Source organism: Variovorax sp. UMC13, assembly GCF_014170375.1.
In the GTDB taxonomy this organism is placed as follows: Bacteria; Pseudomonadota; Gammaproteobacteria; order Burkholderiales; family Burkholderiaceae_C; genus Variovorax.
The window spans coordinates 120,448-141,784 of record NZ_LZZW01000013.1; the positions used below are offsets into that span (position 1 = coordinate 120,448).

Below are 21,337 nucleotides of genomic sequence, written 5' to 3' on the forward strand. Positions count from 1 at the left end.
GCGACCCGGGCCGAGCCTCATTTCTGTAGGGGTGGTCGACGACCACCCGATCGTGCGGGCCGGCATCGTGGATTTCCTTTCCCAGGAGAACGATATTCGCGTGGTCGGGGAGGCGGCAGACGCTGCGGGTGCGCTCGAGATGGTTCGCGCGCAACGGTTGAATGTGTTGATGCTCGACCTCGACCTGCCCGGCCGCAGTGGACTGGACATGATCACGATGCTGCGGAGCAAGGCGCCCGATATGGCAGTCCTGATCTTCACCGGGTACCCCGCCGAGCGCTATGCGGTGAAGCTTCTGCAGCAGGGTGCGAAGGCGTATCTGCAGAAGACCTGCGAGCTGGCGGAGTTGCTCGCGGCGATTCGTTCGCTGGGCGCCGGCAGGCGTCACCTCAGCCCGGGCATCGCGGAACTGCTGGCACTTCAGTTCGACCCCCAGGCCCGACAGCCGCATGCCGGATTGACCGACCGCGAACTTCAGGTGTTGCTCAAGCTCGCGCGAGGCGTTCGCACGGAGAAGATCGCCGACCACCTCGCGCTCTCGGTCAAGACCGTGAGCACCTACCGGTCGCGGCTGTTGAGCAAGCTCGAACTCGGCTCCAACAACGATCTCACCTACTACGCGCTCAAGCACCAGTTGCTCGAGTGAAAGCGTTGGCGCGGGCTGCGGCGCTCAGGGCGCGCGACGCCGCTCCACAGGGTCGATGTTCAAGCCTTGCCGGTACTTGGTCACTGTGCGCCTCGCGATGCGAAAGCCTTGCCGCGCGAGTTCGCGTGCCAGGTCGGCATCGCTCCACGGCGCGCCAGGTCGCTCGGCTTCGATCAGCTCCCGGATCAGGGCCTGGAGGGCCACGGGCGCACTGGCGCCCCCTCCGACATGCACCATGCCGCGCGAGAAGAAATGGTGCAACTCGAAGACCCCGTGCGGCGTGGCCAAGTACTTGTGGTGCACTGCGCGCGAGACGGTCGACGGGTGAACGCCGACTTCCTCCGCGACCTCCCGCAGGCCAAGGGGCTTCATCGCCAGATGACCATACTCCAGAAAGAGTTTTTGGCGAGCCACAATGGCGTTCGCAATGTCGAGGATCGTGGAGACCCGCTGCGTCGCGTTCTGCACTGTCCAGCGCGCCTGGTCCAAGCAGGCCTTCATCGCGGTGTCGCCGCTTTGCCGGTGCTGCTCGAACAGGTCGGCATAGGACTGATGCACGCGCACGCGCGGCAGGGCGCCACCATTGAGCGCAGTTTTCCAGATGCCCCGCACCTTGCGCACCACCACATCGGGCGTGATGGCGCGCGCCTCCGTGTCGCTGTAGCGCGCGCCAGGACGCGGGTCGAGCTTGAGGATGCAATCGACTGCGCGCTGCGTGTCCGCCTCGCTGGCCCCAGCCTGGTCTGCCAGCCGCTGAAGTTTGCGCGTCGCCAGCAGTTCAAGGTGCTCGCCGACGACGCGTTGGGCCAGGGCTCGCAGGTTTGCATCGGGAAGGCTGCGCAACTGCAACGACAGGCACTCGGCCACGCTGCGCGCGGCGACGCCCGGCGGATCGAAGGATTGCACGCGGCAAAGCGCCGTTCGCAGCTCGTCGCCACAGTCACCGCAGTCTTGCGCCAACGCTGCGGCGATTTCGTCTAGCGACAGGCGCAAGTAGCCGTCGTCGTCCAGCGCCTCGATCACGGCCTCGGCCAGGAAGCGTTCCTCGGCAGCCAGCCGAAGCACCCCCAGTTGCGTGTGCAGATGGGCTCGCAGGCTGGTGCGCACCGGTGCTTGCTGAAGCATGTCGAAACTGTCGTCGTGCGACAGGCGCTGCGTCGCTGCAGGCTCGTTGCTGGCCATTCGGTCGAGGCCGTGCGCCCACTCCAGCTCCGCTTCGCCAGCGGCCTGCGCTTGGGCCTCCGCCGCCATGGCCGCCGCACCGGGCTCCTCGCCCGCCTCTGGGGGTTCCACGTCGAGGAAAGGGTTGGACAGCGCCGCCTCCTGCAGCGCTTGCGCATAGTCCAGCGTGGACATCTGGAGCAGCCGTACAGCCTGCTGAAGACGCGGAGAGAAAGTTGTTGTTTGCGCAAGTCTGGCTTGCAAGCCGATGGTTGTCATGAAGCCTCCACCGCCCGATGCGGTCTTGCGGCGCTGCAATGAACGTGCCATGGAAAAAACACCATAAAACGCTATTTCTGCGCACAATGTGTCTATGTTTGAATCGCTTTCGGCCAGGTTTGCGGTAAATGTTGCGGCGGCGCCGGGTGAGCCCAGTCACCGGTCATGCCGTTGCTTATGAACCGCGCTGGAACACCGAGGCCCAGTCAGGTCGAAGGCGCGGTAGCGGAGGCGCCCGGCCCTGCGCTGCACGATTTCCTGGAACAACTGGATCACGACCTGCGCACGCCGCTTGGAACAATGGTGGCGGCGCTGGAGTTGTTGCGCCACGAGCCGGCCGGCACTCCGCTGCATGCCGAGTCAATCGATGTGCTCGAGCGTCAACTTGGGCGCCTGCTTTCACTGACAGACGGCCTGCGCAAATTCTCACGAACGCTCAGCGACTGAGTCGGCATCCTTTCGGTCGGCCGTCAGGACCATGTCACGGAGAAATCCACCGGCGGCGCAGAGGAACGAACAATCTGAACATTCCAACGACGAGACACGTCAGCAGCGAGGGGGCAGCGTGGGACACACGGTGATAGTCGAAGACGACGAAGACTCTGCGCGGATGATCAGCACGCTGATCGGCCGCGAGGGCCACAGCGTGGCGACCGCAGGCTCCATCCAGGCCGCGAGGCGGCTGCTCGCGATGCAGTCGCCGGACCTGCTCTTGCTCGATCTGCATCTGCCGGACGGCAGCGGCTTCGAACTGTTGCGCGACGTGGAGCTGCTGAGCGACGTCGAGGTCGTCCTGATGACGGGTCAAGCCAGCGTCGAGACGTCGGTTCAGGCTCTGCGCATGGGCGCGGCCGACTACCTGGTCAAGCCCGTCAGTCCAGTGCACCTGCGGGGATTGCTCTCGAGGCTCATCCGGCCGTCCCGCCTGCGCGAAGAGTTGGCGCAGATCACCGAGCAGTGGCGCGAGACCGGGCGCTTCGGCGACCTCATCGGCGAGTCGGAGACCATGCAGCGAGTCTATCGCCAGATCTCGCGCGTCGCCGGGACCGCAGTCACAGTCTTCATCCATGGCGAAAGTGGCACGGGCAAGGAACTCGTGGCGCGCGCCGTGCATGACATGAGCCGGCGGCGCGAGCAGCCCTTCCTGGCCGTCAACTGCGGCGCGTTGTCGCCGCATCTGATTGAGAGCGAGATCTTCGGCCATGAGAAGGGCAGTTTCACTGGCGCCGAACGCCAGCACCAGGGCTTCTTCGAACGTGCGCACGGGGGCACGCTGTTCCTCGACGAAGTCACGGAAATGCCGCTGGAGCTTCAGGTCAAGCTGCTGCGCGTGCTCGAGACCGGCACTTTCATGCGTGTGGGCTCCACCCAGCTCCAACAGACCGACGTGCGCATCATTGCGGCCACCAATCGCGACGCAGCCCGCGCCGTGGAGCGTGGCACCTTGCGCGAGGACCTGCTCTACCGATTGAACGTGTTCCCGATCGGGTTGCCTCCGCTGCGCGAGCGGGGCACCGACGTGCAATTGATCGCCCGCAGTTTTCTCCAGGACATGGGCGCGCAGGAGCGGCAGGAAAAGCACTTCACCGAGGGCGCCCTCGCGCGCTTGCTCGACTATGGATGGCCAGGCAATGTTCGCGAGCTGCGCAATGTGGTCCAGCGAGCCTGGGTCATGGCGTCGGGCAAAGCGATTGATGAGGAATGGCTCCCGGTCCAGGCCAGACCCGCAGGCGCGGCCGTCGAAGAGGTGGCGGCATCCAGCTTGCGCCGGCTGCCGGACGCCGATGCAGGGGTGCTCAACATCCCCGTTGGCGTGCCACTCGCCGACGTTGAGCGCCAGGTGATCCTGGCCACCTTTGCGCACTGTGGCCAGCACAAGGAGAGGACTGCAGCCATGCTCGGCATCAGCATGAAGACGCTTTACAACAGGTTGAAGGACTACCGTTCCTGAACCGCGCGGCGGCGGCACACCGCCCGCAGGGCGCTTTCAGGCATCCAGGTTGCCCGACCCGCCGGGCGGCTGCACCCTTTGCTGCTGCCGTTTCAACCCAACCTTGTGGAGCCTTCATGAAAGCAACGACCAGCGATACCTTCCATCCGTCCGTGCAAGTCCCCAGGCTCGGCGTCGCCGACTGGTTGTCACTTGTCCTGATGATCATCGGCGCCATCAACTGGGGGCTGGTCGGCGCGATCAACTTCAACCTGGTGGCCGCCATCCTTGGCGAACAGACGCTGGCCGCGCGGGTGGTCTATGTTCTGGTGGGGCTGGCGGGTCTGTACGGCCTGAGCATGCCGGCGCGGCTGCGTCCGCGCGGCTGACAGGCCCTTGTCAATTCATGGAAGGCCACCTGCCCTGAGGCAGGCGGCCGGTCCTTCAGCGTTCCGGAGTCTCCGGGTCCCCGACCGTGCCCAGTTCGGCGCCAGTCAGGGGATCGCTGCCAGGGTTCGACATGGTGCGCATCGCCATGGCGCGCAGCGTCTGCGCATCGTCATCGGACAGCTGGACGCTTGCCATGCCCGAGTCGCCATCGGCCGGCGCTGACTGCTGGGACACAGGAACGAATTCCCATTGCTCCCCTTCGTTCCAGGGGCCGCGGTTCTCGGGCGCTCCGCTGGACATGCGGAAATACGTATGGGTGAAGCGCGGGTCACCCGGGAGCTTGCCAGGCGGAAAATTGGGCTCGATGGCATAGAGCGCCTTTTCAAAAGATTTTTGATGGGCTATCTCGCGCGTCATGAGAAATGTCAGCGCGTCTTTCACCCCGGGGTCGTCGGTCAGGTTGATCAGGCGCTCGTAGACGATCTTTGCCCGCGCTTCCGCTGCGATGTTCGAGCGCAGGTCGGCAGTGGGCTCGCCGATGGTGTCGATGTACGCTGCGGTCCACGGCACGCCGGCGGAGTTGACCAGCGGGGGGCCACCGCCATACAGCAGCTGCGTGATGTGGCTGTCGTTCCCGGCGCTGGTGATGCTGCGGTACAACTCACCCTCTTCCTCCACCCCTTCGGCCAGCCGACCCTTGGCGCCCTTGTTGAGCATGCCCACGATGGTGCCGATGATCTCGAGATGGCTCAGCTCTTCGGTGGAAATGTCGAACAGCATGTCTTTGCGGCCAGGATCGTCCTCGCCGAGCGCCTGCGTGAAATAGCGACAGGCGGCCGCAAGCTCGCCCTGGGGCCCCCCGAACTGCTCGAGCATGAGATTGGCGAGACCTGGATTGGTTTCACCGACACGGACCGTGTACTGAAGCCGCTTGTTGTGAGAAAACATGAACACTCCTTGCGTGGGTTGAGGAAACGCCCGGCGGTGACTAAGCACGTCGCGGCGCATCGCAGGATTGGCAAGGCGTGTGCCGCCCTAGTAGGGTGGCCCGAGCGGGGTCTGTTCTTTCCGGCCGCGCTTTGCTGTGGCAGTGACCAGTACTGCTAGGAGCTCCTGTAGATCGGCAGGCTTGCTCAAGATTTCGTCGAAGCCAGCTGCCAGCGCGCGCATGCGTGCGGCCTCCCCACTCCAGCCGGTCAGCGCGATGAGCACGATGTGGGCGGTGGCGGCGTCCGCTCTCAAACGGCGTGCAACTTCTACGCCATCGATGTCAGGCATGCCAAGGTCTAGCACCGCAGCGTCCGGCGGATGCTTCAAGATGCTGTCGAGGGCCTCCGCGCCGCCGTATGCGAGCTGTGTGCGCTGGCCCGAGCGCTGCAGAAGGTGGGCGAGTGCCCAGGCGGCGTCAGTATTGTCGTCCGCGATCAGGATGTCGAGCGCTAGAGCGGGCGCTGCCAGGGATCTCTCTGCGAGTGGAAGTGTGTCGGCGATGGGCCCCGGCAGCCGGACAACGAACCGGCTTCCTTTTCCCGGGCCGCCGCTGAGGCCTTCGACCGTGCCACCGTGTAGTTCGACGATGTTTCGCACCAGCGAAAGTCCCACGCCCAGGCCATCGTTCAATGCATGTGGCGCCTGCGGCCCCTGCGTGTAGAGCTCGAAAATGTGTTCTATGCGCTCGGCGGGTATGCCGACGCCGTTGTCGCTCACGCTCATGCGCACTTCACCGCCGTCCATCCTCACGTCGAGTTCGATCACTCCGCCTGGGGGCGTGTACTTGGCAGCGTTTCCCAGCAAATTGCCCAGTACTTGACTGATGCGCAAAGGATCGACATGCAACATCGTGGGCTGCGTAGGTAGATTGACGTTTAGCCGGTGGCCGGCGTTGGCGATCGCTGTCTCGACCGCTTCGAGCGCCGAATCGATCACATCGACGAGGGGGACGTCGCGCTTGCGCAGTTCGAGGCGGCCGACCGCGAGACGCGAGACATCCAGCAGATCGTCCAGCAGCAGCTTCATGGTGCGTGCCTGGCGTTGAATGAGCGCCGCCGCTCGATTGTGATCGGCCGGATGAGATGACCTGTCGACAAGCATCTGGGACGCAGCCAGAACCGCTGCGAGTGGATTGCGCAGTTCGTGAGACAACACGGCCAGGAAGCGGTCCTTGGCGGCGTCGGCCCTCTCAAGATCCGCCCGCGCCTGCTCAGCTGCCTGCAGGGCCTTGCGTAACTCGTCTTGACTGCGCTGCAATTCTGCACGTGCGTTTCGTGCCGCCGTCTCGTCGCGCAGGATCTTCACAAAACCAATGGCGCCGCCAGAGCTGTCGTCCATGCGCATGAGTGTGCCGCTGGCCCAGAAGCGCGTGCCGTTCTTTCGGACGTGCAGGCGCTCGTCGGCTGCGTCGGCGTCTGCCATGGCCGTGGCGGCTTCCCGGTCGGGGACGCCCTCGGCGCAGTCCTCCGGCGTGAAGATCATGTCGCTGAGGCGCCCCATGGCCTCCTGTTCGGTGTAGCCCAGAAGGCGCTCGGCGCCGCTGTTCCAGCTCGTGATGACACGCTGCACGTCCGTCGAGAAAATGGCATAGTCTCGCGCGTTCTCGATCACCAGCCGCAGGCGCTCCTCGCTGCGGCGCAGCGCCTCCTGGCTGCGCTTTGCGTCGCCGACGTCGCGCACGGTGGCGGTACCGCCTACGACACGGCCTTCGGGATCAGTGATGGGAGAAGCAGTGAGAGCAAGGTGAATGGCGCTCCCATCCTTGGCGCGACCTACGGTTTCCAAGTTCTCCACGCTCAATGCTTGAGCAATCTGCTCGCGCATCCAGATACTTTCGGTCAACCCCTTGCCATCAGCCAGCGTGTAGAGGGGTTGCCCGATCATCTCTTCTGCAGCGTAGCCAAAGACACGCCGTGCGCCGTTGTTCCAGCTGAGCACTTCACCCTGAAGCGAAAAGCTGATGATCGCATCCATCGATGAGGCAACGACGGACGACAGCCATTGACTTACTTCCTCCGCGCGCTTGCGTTCAGTGATGTTGATGAACGAAAGAACCACGCCGGCAATGCGGTCTTCCATCGTCCGGTAAGGCAACAGTCGGGCAAGGAACCAGCTCCCGTCGGCCATGCCCACCTCCCGTTCGAGAGGGGTGAGCTTGTCGAGGACCCGTGAAGCATCACCTACGAGTTCGGGGTATCGCAGGCGTGGCGTGAGGTCGCTTAACGGGCGGCCCACATCGCCCGGGATGAAGTTGAACAGCGAAACCGCCACCGGCGTATATCGCGCGATGCGCAACTCGCGGTCAAGGAAGATGGTTGCAATGGCCGTCGCGTTCATGAGGTTCTGCATGTCGCTGTTGGCGTGCGCGAGTTCTTGGACCTTTCCCTTCAGCTCGTGATTGACGGTCGTCAGCTCCTCGTTGATGGACTGAAGTTCCTCCCGGCTGGTTTCCAGTTCTTCGGTCGCCGAGCGCAACTCTTCGTTGATGGCCTGGAGTTCCTCGTTGCTGGCCTTCAGTTCCTGCGTGGAGAGCTCGTACTGCTCTACCGTGTCGCGCAGGTGATACTTGAGCCGCTCGAGCTCCTGATCGAGTTGGCGCGCCGTTGGCTCGTCTGCAGACGCTTGCATTGCCACCATCGGCAACTGCCGCTCTGGCTCCCCGAGCAGCACGAGGCTCAACTCAGCATTGCCCTCACGCATGGGAACGACGCGCATTGTGAAATGCGCGCGACCGCCCGCCGGGTCGTCTGAGAAGCGAACGACCCTGGTTTCGACCGCCTGGCCCGTGCGTGTCGCTTTGAAAAGAGCGGCGCGCAGCTCAATGCGCAATGACTGTGGCACCAGCCTCAGCAGATTGCGGCTCGGTTCGCCAGCGCCGTACTCCAGGTAGCGACCGGCGCTGGGCGACAGGTGGACAATGTCGTGCTCCGCATCGATCAGGATGGAGGGGGGGGCCAATTGCTCAAGCAGGCTGAGATGCACTTCGCCCCAGGACTCCCCGCGCACGCCTTGCGGCCTCGGCGAATGCAACGCTCCGACCAAGCCCTCCCGTGCATGGCTCGCAATGACCGGCGCGGCGGGAATCCCGGGCGGAACCTCCGGCTGTAGGGGCCCCGCGTTCGCCGCAATCGGCATAGCGCTTGGCCGGCCGGGTTTTGGGCGCTTGAGGTAGAGGCGATGAGCCCTGTCAAGCACCGCGAATCCCGTTTTGCCGTCTTCCGGGGCCTCTGAGGCGCCCAGGAAGAGCCGTCCGTTAGTGACTAGCGAAAACTCGAACACGTCAAAGACTCTGGCCTGGACCTGCTGATTAAGATAGATCAGGAGGTTGCGACATGTTGCCAGGTCCAGGCGCGAGAAAGGCGAGTCCTTCAACAGGTCGTGCACCGCGAAGAGAACCATCTCGCGCAGCTCCCGTCGCACGCGGTAGCCATGTTTCTCTTGCACGAAGAAGCGGCGTAGCCGCTCGTCTGACACGTCGGCGCGAATGGTTGATGGATACAGCGCCTCCCGAGCTGTGCGTATCGCGGCAGGCGCCAGATCGGTGGCGAAGATTTGTAACGAGGGCGGTGCGTCGAGCCTGCGCGCGTACTCGCTCAGAAGGATGGCGATCGAGTAAGCCTCCTCGCCGGTCGCGCAGGCCGTGACCCATACGCGCAGCGCGTCGCCGGGGCCCTTGTTGCGGAAGAGGTCTGGAATCTGAGCTTCAAGTGCAGCAAAGCACTCCGGGTCCCGAAAGAAATTGGTCACGCTGATCAGAAGATCTTGCAGCAGCGCCGTAGGTTCTCCGCGCAGAGTTTGCAGACAGTCGAGGTACGCCGGCAGCGTTTCGACGCCGTTGACCTGCATTCGACGTGCGACCCGACGCATCACTGTGGCGCGCTTGTAGGAGGAGAAGTCGTTGCCGGTACGCCCGTGGAGGAAGTCCAGCACTTGGCGGAGCGCCGCTTCGTCGGAGCCCGGTTCGGGCGAGTCAGCGAGAAGCGGTCCTTCTTCCCGTGGCAAACGCAGCCGCGGCTCGAGCTGAAAATAGCCAAACAACCGCTCGCCGATCTGCGCTGCAGTCACGACCCAGTCGACCATGCCGGTGGCGATGGCGGCCTCAGGCATGCTGGCGCACTCCGCCTCACGCGGCTCCTGCGCGATCACCAGACCGCCGCGCTCCTTCACCCGCTTGATGCCGATAGCGCCGTCGCTGTCGCCGCCCGACAGCACCACGGCGGCCGCGTGCGTGCCGCGCGTGTCGGCCAGGGTCCGAAAGAACACGTCGACCGTCATGCGCCCCTCACGCTCTTGCAGCGGCGCGACCACGTCCAGCTCCACGCCGCTGATGGCGAGAAAGACGTTCTGCGGAATCACGTAGATGTGGTCGGGCTCTATCGGAGTCGTGGCCGTGACCCGTGTGATCGGCAGGTCAGTGCAGCGCGCGAGCGTCTCGGTGAGTCCACTTTCACCGTCCGGTGGCAGATGGAGTGCGATGAGATAGGCAAGCCCGGATCGAGGTGGCAGGCCCGCCAGCACGTGCTCCAACGCTGCGAGAGCGCCCCCGGCGCCTCCGAAGCCAACCAGCGGCGTCTTGTCGCTGCGGCCCGGCACCACTTCGTCGGCCGCGTCGGCGCGTTGTTCCTCGGCGTAATCTGGATTGACTTGGTTCATGCTGTGCAGCAAAGGCTGAGCAATGGTGAGACCTGGGTTGCCGCCTGGATTGCGCCCGGCGCAAGACAGACCCTATCCGTATGCCGACCATGAGGGTGTCGGACGGGGTCCTGAGCACTTCAGCAAGAGCTGTGCCGACGCGATCGTGTGGCGCGCTCCCGCACCTGAAGGCGTGCTGGGCGGGTACCATTCATCGAGGAGTTTTAATGCAACAAGATCCCCCATTGCCAGCCGATCCGAAGGAGGAGCCTGGCCTCCTGAAGAGTTCGCTGAGTTTCCCTGTTGTAGGCATTGGTGCCTCAGCGGGTGGCCTGCAGGCGCTGCAGCGGTTCCTTGAAGCCATGCCTCTGGAAAGTGGGATGGCTTTTGTGATTGTCCTGCACCTCTCGCCGCGGCATGCCAGCAACGCGGCAGAAATATTGCAGCGCAGCACGGGCATGCAGGTGACGCAGGTCCAGGCGCCCACACCCATCGAAGCGAACCATGTTTACGTTATCGCACCGAACCGCGACCTCTCGATGAACGACGGCTGGCTTCGGGTCACCGAACCGACACGCACGCGCGGGCCTCACGTCGCCATCGACCTCTTCTTCCGTACGCTGGCACAGGTGCATCAGGAGCGAGCGGTCTGCGCTGTTCTCTCCGGTACTGGCTCCGACGGCGCGGTCGGGCTCAAAAGGATCAAGGAAAGAGGTGGGCTCACTCTGGCGCAGTTACCGGAAGATGCGGAGTACGACGAGATGCCCCGAGCGGCGATTTCGACGGGGCAGGTCGACTTTGTGCTGACCGCAAGCGACATGCCGCAGCGGTTGGTCGATCTCTGGCGCAATGCCCAGCGGATCTGGCTGCCGGAACGCCCACCGGCACAGGATGGCCGGGCGCCCGAGGCGCTGGGCATTGAGGACGCGGGGGAACAGGCCCTCCAAGAAATCATGGCCATGCTGCGGGCACGTACCGGACACGATTTTCGCCACTACAAGCGTGCCACCGTGCTACGCCGCATCGAGCGCCGTCTGCAGGTCTGTGGCGTTCCAGATTTGCCGCTCTACAGTGTCTATCTGCGAGAACACGCCGAAGAGAGTAGCGCCCTTTTGCAGGACATGCTTATCAGCGTGACGAACTTCTTCCGGGATCGTGAGTCCTTCGAGGTACTGGAGCGCGAGGTCATTCCCTCGCTTATGGACGACCGCCCGCCCGAAGACCCGTTGCGCGCCTGGGTGGCCGGCTGTGCCACAGGGGAGGAAGCCTACTCGCTGTCGATCCTGCTTCGCGAGCGGGCCGATCAGCGGCGGCTGTCGTCAGGAATCCAGATCTTTGCCACAGACATTGACGAGCGCGCGCTGTCGATTGCCCGGGCGGGGCTGTACCCGGCGGCGATCGGTGCGGACGTGGGTGCTTCCCGCCTCACGCAGTACTTCCATAAAGAAGGCGATGAATACAGGGTCGTGAAGGCCGTGCGGGACCCCGTGCTGTTCGCAGCGCACAATGCCATGCGCGACCCGCCTTTTTCACGGCTGGACCTGATTTCATGCCGCAATTTGCTCATCTACGTTGGGCGGGAAGCCCAGGCGAGCATCTTGGAGATGTTCCGCTTTGCGTTGCGCCCTGGCGGTTATCTCTTCCTTGGAACATCCGAATCGGCAGAGATAGCGGAGAACTTGTTCACCGTTGTGGACAAAAAGCACCGCATCTATCGAGCCAATCCGCATGCAAACGTGGTGCGCCACTTGCCGCTCGCGGGGATGGGGCCCGTGGCCCTCGGACGGCCCGTCGTGGCCCGCCATACGTCGCCGCGTGAGCGCAGCCGCTCTTCCGTCGCGGAACTACACGCGCTCGCAATCGAGAGCGTGTCTCCGCCAAGCGTGCTCGTCGACGAACGCATGAATATCTTGCACCTTTCCGCGGGAGCCGGCAGGTTCTTTCTGCAGGCGGGCGGGCCGCCCACGGCAGATTTACTGCAAAGCGTACATCCCTCCTTGCGGCTTGAATTGCGAGCAGCGTTGGCCAAGGCGGCACAAACCGGCATGCGCGCGGTGGTCCGCAGTGGCGTCTTCGAGCGGGACGGTCTTCGCAGTCAGGTACACATATCCGCTGCGCCGGTACCGTCGGACGATGGGCCGAGGCAGCTCGTATTGGTTGGCTTCGAGGAGGGAGAGGCGCCAGCACAGCGAGGGGCGCTGTCGGGCGAGCCGCCCGAGATGCAGCGGATCGGCCAGCTCGAGCAAGAGGTCGCCCAGCTGCGAGAACACTTACGCAATACCATTGAGCAAGCCGATGTATCCACCGAAGACCTTAAGGCCTCCAACGAGGAGCTGCAGGCCATCAATGAAGAGTTGCGGTCGGCTACCGAAGAGCTGGAGACGAGCAAGGAAGAGTTGCAGTCGATGAACGAGGAGCTCATCACGGTGAACTATGAGCTCAAGACCAAGGTTGAAGAAACCGGCAAGGTCAACGATGACCTGCAGAACTTCATCGTGGCGTCGGAGGTTGCGACGATCTTTATTGACAGTGGCATGCGCATCAAGCGCTTCACGCCGCAGGCCACGCGCATCTTCAATGTCATTCACTCGGACATCGAGCGTTCGCTCCTCGACATCACACATCGACTCCACTACGAAGAACTGACCGACGACATCGAGCAAGTGTTCCAACAGCTGCGTTTCGTCGAACGTTCGGTGACCAGCTTGGATGACCGGCACTATCTCGCGAGGATCCGCCCTTACCGCACCATCGATGACAAGATTGCCGGAGCCGTGTTGAGCTTCGTCGACGTCACCGAACTGCGCCGCGCAGAGCAGAGGGTGATCGCTAGCGAAGAGCGGCTGCGGCGGGCCGTTCTGACCACGCGCGATTACGCGATCATCACGGCTGACGAAGCGGGGGGCGTAACAGGCTGGAACGAGGGTGCACGCCGCTTGTTCGGTTATGAGGAGGACGAGGCGTTGGGGCAGGCAATCGACCTCATCTACACCCCAGAAGACCGTGCTGCAGGCATCCCCGCGCAAGAGTTGAACAATGCGCTGCAGGCCGGCCGTGCGGAGGACGAACGCTGGCACCTGCGCAAGAATGGTTCCGTCTTCTTCTGCAGTGGCGTCATGACGCCTATGGCCGACGGCAACGCGCGCGGTTTCGTCAAGATCGCTCGTGACGTCACGGACAGCAAGGAAAAAGAGGCCGCGCGCGAAGCGCTGCTGCAGCGCGAACAGACTGACGGTTCCCAGGCGCGCCTCGCGGTCGAACTCAAGGATCGCTTTCTCGCAGTGATGTCCCATGAGCTCAAGCACCCGTTGAACTTGATCCAGGTCAACGCAGAGCTGCTGACGAGGCTGCCTGAGTTGCGCGATCTGCCCGCTGTTCAACGCGTGAGCAAGAGCATCCGCGGTGCCGTGCGCAGCCAAGCGAAGATCATCGACGATCTGCTCGACCTTTCCCGGGTGCGCACCGGCAAGCTTCAGCTCAACCGGGAGACAGTCCCCATTTCTGCGATTGAGGCGATCGTTGCATCGGTGCAGAGCGATGCTACGAGCAAGAACATCGCGCTCCGATGGGAATGTGAAGAACCGCAACTGGTGCTGTTCTGCGATCGCGTACGCGCGGAGCAGATCACCTGGAATCTGTTACACAACGCGCTCAAGTTCACACCATCTGGAGGAGCCATCACTGTCAGCGCGCAGGCCGATGGCGATTTCCTGCGATTGTGCGTAGCCGACAGCGGTGTCGGCATTGCGCCTGACTTTTTGCCGAACGTTTTCGGTATGTTCAATCAGGAGGCGGGCACCCTCGGCACGCGCGACGGTGGGCTGGGTATTGGGCTGGCGCTGGTGCAGGAACTCAGCCTTGCGCATGGAGGCAGAGTGCTAGCTGAATCGCCCGGCGTCGGCCACGGCGCGGTCTTCACCGTCTGGCTGCCACTGGCAACCGGCTTCGATATGGCGGCGGGTGGGGCCGATGCTGCAGACGCTCTCAATGGCTTGCGCGTGCTGGCAGTCGACGATATGGCCGAGGCACTTTTTCCGTTCGCTGGGGTGCTTGAAAGCGAAGGCGCGAAGGTGTCGACTGCCGCGAGCGGTGCCGAGGCGCTCGAACTGCTCGCGAGGCAACCTTTCGACTTGTTGATCTCGGACATCGGGATGCCGGAGATGGACGGCTACCAGCTAATCGGCAAGGTGCGCCAAACGCCGCAAGTGGCGCACATCGTCGCGATCGCGGTCACGGGCTACGGACGTGCGATCGACGCCGAGAAGGCACTGCGAGAGGGCTTTCAAGCCCATATTCCCAAGCCGGTCGATTTCGAAGCTCTCAAAAAGGTGATCGCCCGCCTCGGCGTGCGCGCTGGGCAGCGAGCCTGACACAAGTGCTTTGTCTTTGCTGATGAGTCCTTGCGCCATGGCACCTTGTCGCACAAACAAGGTCTACGTGCACCGTCACCGGAGACGATCGAGCAGACTCCGGTGGCCAAGCTTCATCATGCGATGGGGCACAGAACGCTCTATGGGCCGCGTCCAACTGGGGCAAGGCGAGCCCTTGCAAGCACCGAAGATCTGCTTTGGCGGCGGGCAGACCCGGGGCGGGGCTGCTCGTTCACTTTGTTGGCCTGCTTACGTGTCGCCTTCCACGGCTAGGATAAATTGGCGCGCTTGGACGTGCGGTCGCGAGGCCGCATCCTGCGCCTGCGCGTCTGGCGATTGGCATGCTGAGTCGCCATCGTCTGGGGAAAGAGGCGCGAGATCAGTCGCAGTGAATGGCTCTGCGAACCGGCCACGCTCCACCAGTGCGATCCGCAGAGACAAACGCCATTCGTACGGCACGTTCATCGAAGCATCGAGCAAGCGGGTGGCCATTCTGGCCGCTTTGGGACTCAGGGCTTGGGCAGCTTGGTAGTGGTGAGACAAAGTCATGGTGACGGCCTTGTGCCTGTCTCCCCTAGCAAGCCGTGTACCCGGAGGTGTGGATCATGGCGCTCGCATGTGCCGCAAGCGAGGGGGCACGTCCTGTGCACCTTGCCGCCCGATGTCCAGGGCACCGACAGTGACCTCGCTCTTGAGGCCACCAGCTGCCAGTTGCAGGGCGACCGCGTGCAGATATGTCAAGTTTTCGCTTAGGGTTTGAAGCAGCGTCGAATCGTCTCCCTCTGACGCACCGAGTTGCAGGAGAGCTTCCTTCTCGACGTGAACGATGAGCCTTCCGCGAAGAGTCCGGATGCTGAAGGTGTACCCGCGAATCGCTTGCGTGCTTCTCGCGGTGATCATGGTGGAAACATTGAAAGCATGCGATGCGTGCGGCAAGTGGTGTGCCTTCGCCGACTGCTAACGCCTGGCGCTTCGTCTTGGCGGCTGGCGATCCCGACGTTCCATACCGGCACGCGGTCTCCCGTTCGCAAGCGTGGCTGAGCTTGCCTCGAGCCGCCTCGCCGACCTTTCCTCTGCGTTGACGGGCGCTCTGAGATTGAGTACCGGGGAAAACTGGGTTGTTGCATCCTCATTCGGGGCAAGCGCCCGCGGGTCTGCAGCGCTGGCCGGTCGGATGCCGGCTTTCAGCGTGCGTAAACGGGCCCGTAAGAGAGCTAAGGGTGCGGTGCGGACTGCAAGGTACAAGGTCGCCCGCCGGGCTGCATCGTTGCGAGCTCGCCGGAGGTCTGCCTGGTCGGATAACCGCTGAACGGCGGGCATGCCATTTGCCCCATAAGTGCCGCACAAACCATAGGAGGGACGATGTCCATTGCGCGGCTCAGACAGGTTGCAGGGCGAAAACTGCCTTTCAACGTTTCCGATTTTGACGAGGTCGACGAGGTACGGGCCTTGATGACCGCTGGGTTGATCGCCGGTCTGCGCGTGCGCAGCCCTGCGCAGCCGAACGGCGCGAGCAGCCCCATGGTGCGCGTGCTGGCTATCACGGCCGACGGCTACCGGTTGTTGCGTCGGTGCGACGCAATGGCCCTGGATTCGCCGCCCGCAGCACTGCCTTCCTGACCTGCTGCATTGCGGGTGGGCGCCCAAACAGCCTAACTCCCGACGACGAACTGCTATTTGATCAACCCTTTCCGAAGCATTTTCATGGCCCGTCAATCCTTGAAGGACGTCTTCGTTCATCTGCTGTCCGACGTTTACAGCGCAGAGAAGCAGCTCGTCAAGGCGCTGCCAAAAATGGCACGGGCCGCCAGCGATCCTGCACTTTCGGAGATCTTCAATAGCCATCTGGAGGAGACAAAGGGCCAGCTCGCCCGCATCGACCGGGTGGTGGAAATGTGTGGCGTCACGTTAAAGCGGATGAAGTGCGCCGCGATGAGGGCCTGATCGAAGAGGGGCAGGAAGTCATCGACGAGATGGAGAAGGGACCTGTGCTCGACGTCGCATTGATCGCGGCAGCACAGAAGGTCGAACACTACGAGATCGCCAGCTACGGCACGCTGGCCGAGCTCGCCAAGCAGCTTGGCCACGCAGACGCAAAGAAGACGCTCGGCGAGACGCTGCAAGACGAAATCGGGGCCGACCAAAAGTTGACGCGATTGGCTGAGGGCGGCGCCAATGACGCCGCCAAGGTGCCGGCACAGGAGGCTTGAAAGCTACGTCCGATAGCCGAAGGCCCGAAGCCCAAAGGCCCGAAGGCCGCGGAACGGCGTAGAGAATTGAGCGAGCAGTGACAGGTCGTCCAAGCACGCCGACATGATCTCCGTTCGGAAAGAGCAGCGCGTTGCGTCAATACGGATATCCCGACGATTTCCCGAAGGTCGCCTTATCAAGCGGTCTACCACACCGCCGCAGGTTGCTTGCGGGCCAACGCTGACGGCCCGTTGAGCATCCCTTAATTCTTGCCCGAATGTTGGCGATCCGACCGAAGCTTGTCGTCGCCGTCCTCTGGGCGGATCGGCGGGGTGCCTCGTGAGTCTCTCACACCGTGCTCGATTGTTGAGCCATCGTTCGGCCGCAAAGGTGCCTCGACTCGAGCACCGGATTCGGCGGGCGTCTTCGAGGTCTGCTTCATCACTCGCTCCGACGGTGTCAAAGGTTTTCGGGGCACGGACTGGTTCATGGCTTAACTCCTTGGAAACATGGCGCCAGATTAATCGCTCGGAGTCGGTCGTCAGTAGACAGGCGCCGAGCTCGATGTCAGTGCTGTTTAACCTGTTTCGAAGCCCTCGGCCTGAAGTGCCCAAAGCTTGGCGTAAACCCCTGCTTGTGTACGCAGCGCGTCCGGCGATCCGTCCTCGACGATTCGACCCTCGACCATGACAAGGATGCGATCGAAACTCGAAACCGTCGACAGGCGATGCGCGACGGCCACCACGGTGCGACTTTGCATGAGGCGGATGAGTGCACGCTGAATCTCGCCTTCCGACTCGCTGTCAAGCGCGGAGGTGGCTTCGTCAAGCAGCAGGATGCGCGCATCTTTTAGCATCGCGCGTGCGATGCCTACGCGCTGGCGTTGTCCACCCGAAAGGCGCGTGCCTCGCTCGCCGACCACGGTGTTGTAGCCATCGGGCAACTGGCGGATAAACGCCTCGCAGTGAGCCTCTGCTGCAACTGCCATCACCTGCGCGTCAGTGGCGCTCGGTCGTCCGTAGCGCAAGTTTTCCATGATGCTCCGGTGCAGCAGGTTGATATCCTGCGGCACCACGGCGATGGCTCGGCGCAGACTGTCCTGCTGCACTTGTGCCACAACCTGCCCGTCGACCAGCACGCAACCGTCGGTCGGATCCGCGATGCGCGCGATGAGCCGGATCAGGGTCGACTTGCCCGCGCCCGAAGGGCCGACCACCCCAACGCGTTGACCTGCCGGAATCACCAGGTTGAGGCCGGAGAAAATCGGCGGGTTGCCGGCATAGGCGAAGCTCACGCCTTCGAGGCAGACGCGCCCGGGCCCTGGGCGCAACCCAACGGCGTGCGGCGTGTCGGCCACTTGATGTGGTACCGCCACCACGCGCAGCATGTCGGTGATCACCGCGAACTGCTGCGACACATCCACAAGCGACAGCGCCAGTTCGCGGGAGCCATGCAAGATACGAAAGGTGAGTGCGCTAATCACGACCACGTCGCCTGCCATGCGTACCCCTGCGCGCCAGCCTTCCACCGCCCAGATCAGCATGCTGCCGGCCATTAACCAGAGGCACAAGTCATGCAGTGCCCGCGCCTTTTCCAGGTAGAGCCAACTGCGCTGCTGCGCCGATGCTTCCGTTCCGAAGGCTGCGCGAAGCCGGTCGTGTTCGCGCTGCCGGGCGGAGAAAGCATGCACCGTCCAGATGTTGGCCACTACGTCGACCAGCTCGCCGCCTACCTGTGCAGCCTCCTGTGCGAAGCGCTGCTGCAAAGGCCGCGCGCGCCGCGCGAAAACCGCCAGGATCGCAGCGACCACGGCCACAAACCCCGCCAGTGCAAGGGCCATGCGCCAGTCAATGGTGCACAACACCACCACGGCGCCGACGAAGTCGACGCAAGGTGGGAGGATTTTCCAGATCATCGTGCCGTAGATGGAGCCGGCGGCGCCGGCCGTTGCCGTGACGCGATTGCCGAGCGAGCCCGCCATGTGTTCGGCAAAAAAGTCGAGCGAGTGGCCGGAAAGATAGCGAAACATGTCGAGCCGGACATCCACCCCGCTGGCCACGACAGCGCGGCAGCCAAGCCAGCCGCTGAGCCGCCAGCAGAGGCTCTCGGCGGCAATGAGCGAGATGAAGAAGGCCAGCCAGCGCCAGATTATTCGGCTCTCACGATCGTCACCGGCCATAGCGTCGACGATCAGCTTCATCCCGTACTGCACACCCACCGAACAGGCCGCAGCCGTGACGATCAGCAGTGTCAGGATGCCGAACAGCCAGGGCCGTAGGCGCACGTAGCGCCACAGAAAGGCGCCCGCACGCGAAGGCAGCGGTGAATGGCTTTCAGGCAACGGCAGAGTTCGGCAGCGACGCCGAAACTGTCGATGCGGGCGCTTGGTCCGCCGTCTCGCGCTCCGCCTGCGGCCTGCAGGTGGCCTCGGCTTCGATCAGATCCGCCATGTGGGCCGCGGTGCAGTCCCAAGATGTGCCCGCGACAATGATTGCGCGTGCCGCAGCGTCTTGGGTCCGCTCCTCGGGCGTGCGCCCCAGCGCCTTCTCGCACGCGGCGACGAAGGACGAGGGAGAGTCTGCGATGGCGACGACGCCGGCGTAGGGCGTGACCACGTCGCGTATGGGAGTACTCACCACCGGCTTGTCAGCGGCCATGTACTCGAGCGTCTTGGTCGGACTGATGTAGCGCGTCGCATCGTTCAGCGCGAAAGGCATCATGCACACATCCCAGCCGCTGATCAGCGCAGGCAAATCGGCGTAATCCTGCTGGCCTAGCCAGTGAATATTGACACGCTGCGGCAGCAGCGCCGGGTCGATCTTCACGACCGGGCCGACCATCACGATCTCCCAGTCGGCGTGCGCTTTCGAGAGTGCATCGACAAGGTCGAGATCCACGCGTTCGTCAATCACGCCGCAGTAGCCAATCCGCGGACGGCCGATATGCGCCTGCGCGACGTGGGCGCCGCCGTCCGTCGCCTTGGAGAAATGTGCTGCGTCGACGCTGCTTGGGAAACAATGCACCCGCGCATGGCGGCCGCGCTTTGATTCGTAGAGGCTTTGCCCGCCGGTGAAGACCAGGTCGGCCATCTTGAAAAGCGCGTTCTCTCGCTGCAGCAACTGTCGCGGTGCATGGCGGAAGGCGGCCAGTTCGTCCATGCAGTCGTACACCACTCCGCCCGGTTGCAGCCCCGCGGCCAGTGGCATCGCCATAGGCGTGTAGAACCAGAGCCAGTAATCGTTGAGCGCCCGCGCCCTCAGATAGTCGGCCAGCATGGCCTGCAGCTCTGGAATGTGCTCGTCATGAAAGCCAGTCGCGCTACCGGTGAGGTGCGGGCGCAGCACTTCGACACCCACGCAGGGTTGCAGTCGCTCCAGTGCCGCACGCTCGGCATTGGGAACCGGCTCTTCGACGAACACCACGGAGAATCGCTTGGCCAGCCGCGAAAGCAGTTGCTGAGGCCGCTGGTAGACGAAGTCCCAACGCAGATGGGAGAAGACGATCATGGTGGTCATGGCGGGTCCTGTCGAGTGGATGAAAAAGGGGAAGGCGGGGTGCGAAACGAGCGTCCGGGCAGCTTCGATATCTGGTGAGGGGAGATGCGCCTGCCATTGCCGCAGGCGCAATGCCAGCGGCCCGTGCAGCGCACGGGCAAAGCGTGCCGGCCGATCGGGATGCGCCGAAGCGTTACCGGTTACATCCCACAAGCCGCTGCGATGCCAGCGACTGGGCGCCTCCCAGTCGGTGCGATCAATAAGCGGATACAGACAGACGCCCTGCAGCGGCACGTCCCACGCCTGGCAGCGCAAAACGGCCTGGGCGACGTGTTCCAACCAGGGACCTCGGCCCATGCCAACGTGACCGGTCTCGGCCACGAAGAGTGGGCGCTGGTAGCGCTGCCACAGGTCTTTCAACAGCACCTCGAGCGGCTGGCGTCGAGGGTCGCCAAGATGCCAAAAGAGTCGCTCCTCGGAGGGCCACGCCCACTGGTTGCTGTGGTAATAGTTGATGCCCATCACGTCGAGGTAACGTGGGGCGCCGCCAAGGCCGGGCTCCAGGCGGCCCGAGAGCAGGTCCCAGGCCTGGTACTGCTGCTCGGTGAGCGCTGCGGCCTCTCGCACGGCACGCTCGTCTCCACTTACGCCCACCACGTGGATAAGCGGATCGGTGTGCACGATTCGCGCGTTCGGAGTGATGCTCCACAAGGCATCGCAACCCGCAATAGCTGCTCGGACCAGGCGGCACTTGAGCTCCCAGGCGTGCTCGACGGAGCCGGGCTGATAGGGATGGACAAGGTTCGTGGTGCCGGCGGCCCAACTCAAAAACGAGATCTCGTTGATCGGCTGGTAGACCGGCGTGGCTTCGCCCTCGGCGCGCAGCGCGGTGGCTACCGCTTCACAGAAGCCGGCAAAACGATCGGCAAAATCTTCCGCGAAGAAGTCGACGCCGGGCGGCAGGCCATAGTGGTGCAACGTCCAGATGACCTGCAGGCCCTTGCGCCGGGCGCAGCGGGCGGTGTGCAGCATGGCGCTCAGGTCAAGTCTACCGTGCGCGTCGGTCGACGCGCGCCACCCGATGCTCTCCCTAATAGTACGAATGCCGAAGTTGGCCAAGGCTGCGTAGTCTTCTTCGAGACGTGCTGCGTGGCCATTGCTGCGACGAAGGTCGAGCGCCATGCCGTGACTGTTGATGTGATCGGCCCCTTCGTATCCACCCATCCAGAAGGAGCGGAACAGCGCTGGAGCCCTT

11 protein-coding genes and 1 pseudogene are annotated in these 21,337 nt (G+C 63.6%); 7 read left to right on the forward strand and 5 right to left on the reverse strand.

Annotated features, from left to right (window positions below; all coding sequences use genetic code 11):
- The first annotated feature begins 31 nt into the window (after positions 1-31).
- Complete coding sequence (locus A9977_RS10755; RefSeq protein ID WP_310936116.1) at positions 32-646, forward strand: response regulator transcription factor; 615 nt, start codon at positions 32-34, stop codon at positions 644-646.
- A 24-nt stretch (positions 647-670) separates the two neighbouring features.
- Here the strand turns inward: A9977_RS10755 and rpoN are convergent, their stop codons facing one another.
- Positions 671-2,137 (reverse strand): RNA polymerase factor sigma-54, encoded by a 1,467-nt coding sequence (rpoN, locus tag A9977_RS10760; protein ID WP_259651905.1) that lies wholly within the window; start codon positions 2,135-2,137, stop codon positions 671-673.
- A 126-nt stretch (positions 2,138-2,263) separates the two neighbouring features.
- On the opposite strand from rpoN, the gene A9977_RS10765 reads away from it, so the two are divergent.
- From A9977_RS10765 to A9977_RS10775, 3 genes are all read left to right on the forward strand, one after another.
- A complete protein-coding gene (locus A9977_RS10765; protein WP_183024831.1) occupies positions 2,264-2,533 on the forward strand; it encodes a histidine kinase dimerization/phospho-acceptor domain-containing protein in 270 nt (89 codons plus the stop codon).
- Positions 2,534-2,651: 118 nt separating this feature from the next.
- On the forward strand, positions 2,652-4,037 hold the full coding sequence (locus A9977_RS10770; protein ID WP_183024832.1) for a sigma-54 dependent transcriptional regulator: 1,386 nt from the start codon (positions 2,652-2,654) through the stop codon (positions 4,035-4,037).
- 116 nt (positions 4,038-4,153) lie between these two features.
- On the forward strand, positions 4,154-4,405 hold the full coding sequence (locus tag A9977_RS10775) for a DUF378 domain-containing protein (protein WP_183024833.1): 252 nt from the start codon (positions 4,154-4,156) through the stop codon (positions 4,403-4,405).
- Positions 4,406-4,460: 55 nt separating this feature from the next.
- On the opposite strand, the gene A9977_RS10780 is transcribed toward A9977_RS10775, so the two are convergent.
- On the reverse strand, positions 4,461-5,354 hold the full coding sequence (locus A9977_RS10780; RefSeq protein WP_183024834.1) for a manganese catalase family protein: 894 nt from the start codon (positions 5,352-5,354) through the stop codon (positions 4,461-4,463).
- Positions 5,355-5,441: 87 nt separating this feature from the next.
- Entirely contained in the window at positions 5,442-10,049 is a 4,608-nt protein-coding gene (locus A9977_RS10785; protein ID WP_183024835.1) for a CheR family methyltransferase, read from the reverse strand.
- Between the two features lie 206 nt (positions 10,050-10,255).
- Here A9977_RS10785 and A9977_RS10790 point away from each other — a divergent pair, with 206 nt between their 5' ends.
- From A9977_RS10790 to A9977_RS10800, 3 genes and pseudogenes are all read left to right on the forward strand, one after another.
- Entirely contained in the window at positions 10,256-14,398 is a 4,143-nt protein-coding gene (locus A9977_RS10790) for a chemotaxis protein CheB (protein WP_183024836.1), read from the forward strand.
- Between the two features lie 1,362 nt (positions 14,399-15,760).
- A complete protein-coding gene (locus A9977_RS10795) occupies positions 15,761-16,018 on the forward strand; it encodes a hypothetical protein (protein WP_183024837.1) in 258 nt (85 codons plus the stop codon).
- A gap of 84 nt (positions 16,019-16,102) precedes the next feature.
- A pseudogene (locus tag A9977_RS10800) lies at positions 16,103-16,608 on the forward strand (ferritin-like domain-containing protein).
- A 557-nt stretch (positions 16,609-17,165) separates the two neighbouring features.
- Here A9977_RS10800 and A9977_RS10805 read toward each other — a convergent pair.
- Together A9977_RS10805 and A9977_RS10810 are read right to left on the reverse strand one after the other, a co-directional pair.
- Positions 17,166-18,929, reverse strand: a complete 1,764-nt coding sequence (locus A9977_RS10805) for an ABC transporter ATP-binding protein (RefSeq protein ID WP_259651907.1) — start codon at positions 18,927-18,929, stop codon at positions 17,166-17,168.
- Positions 18,922-21,264: a glycosyltransferase gene (locus A9977_RS10810; protein ID WP_259651908.1), complete on the reverse strand. Its 2,343-nt coding sequence runs from the start codon at positions 21,262-21,264 to the stop codon at positions 18,922-18,924. The genes A9977_RS10805 and A9977_RS10810 overlap by 8 nt, the downstream gene beginning before the upstream one ends.
- Between the last annotated feature and the right edge of the window lie 73 nt (positions 21,265-21,337).